At 58.4% G+C, this 1,076-nt stretch carries 1 protein-coding gene; it reads right to left on the bottom strand.

Features of this window, described 5'->3' with window-relative positions:
- Positions 1–281 precede the first annotated feature (281 nt).
- A complete protein-coding gene (locus ABZ195_RS28655; protein WP_355223260.1) occupies positions 282–791 on the bottom strand; it encodes a hypothetical protein in 510 nt (169 codons plus the stop codon).
- Positions 792–1,076: the final 285 nt, after the last annotated feature.

Genomic DNA, 1,076 nt, shown 5'->3' with positions numbered 1-1,076 from the left:
GAACAGGAGGAAACCCCCGCGGCACTGCCCGCCTGAACGATCAACTCGAAGAATCACACGACGACGTCGTACACCACGTCCATGGACTTGACCCAATGCCGTCGACGCCCAACGGGCGATTATCGAAGAACTCTTCGACGATTCGTATCGTTGAGTTGGATCGAAGCGGTACGTAATCGGGAAGGACAACACTCAGGGCGATGCATCTTTGGTAGATGGTCGTGTCGAACCAGTCCGCTTTGAGTCGCGACACATCACCACTCACCGCATGATCTCCTCAACTAGTAGAAGTCCGCACCGTTGGCCATGACGCCGCAGAGGGGGATTCGACGGTGTTCGGCTACCCAATGTTCGGTCAGCCTTGTGGGTACGTCACTTTCAATGGCGACGGATACAGGTCCCTTTCCGTCAGGTATGGCCTCGGCCAGTTCGTCCAAACGCTCAATGTCGCGAGATCGCGCCGACAACTCAACAGTGGCCGCCAGACCTAAATTGCGATGGTGTCGAACATATTTAATCCTGCCGCGGCCAGTGATAACACCAATCAAATGAGCCTCTGCTTGGTCAGCCTCGAACGGGTCAAGCTCGCGCTCGACGAGCCCGGCGAGACACCGTCTCCAACGGAAGAACCTCTGACCCCAGTCTGCTGCCTGACCCGACTCCATTTCACGCCGCACCGCGTTGGTCATCTCTCCCTGGGCCTCAAGCGCCTGCGAGCCAATCAGCATCAAGGCCGTTCGCGGAAACTTCTTCAATCGCGTGCTGAGGACGCTTGCGGCGAAGTCACGCACCCGGTCAGAAGTCTCGACTGCGGCCTGTGCCTCATCAAGTGTTGGAACGTATCCCCCGTGTATCGTTCGGTGGCGCAAATGTGCCACCAGCGACTGCCAATCCCCGAGGTCTCGCTGCGTACGGTCGTTCCAGTTTCCACCGACCAGTAGCCCCAGTTGCTTCCTGGTGCGTGACAAGACTGTCGAAAGGGGGTTGCGTCCAGCAGAGTGGTGTACGAGCCGGGCCGAATCTCGAGCCCCGGCGTGTCGTAGCCGATCGAATGAAGGTCATCGCGTGATTCTTCG

This window comes from Mycobacterium sp. NPDC006124 (genome assembly GCF_040614235.1).
Classification (GTDB): domain Bacteria; phylum Actinomycetota; class Actinomycetes; order Mycobacteriales; family Mycobacteriaceae; genus Mycobacterium.
Note: the sequence above shows the minus strand (reverse complement) of the source record. Positions and strands in the feature narration are given on the sequence as shown.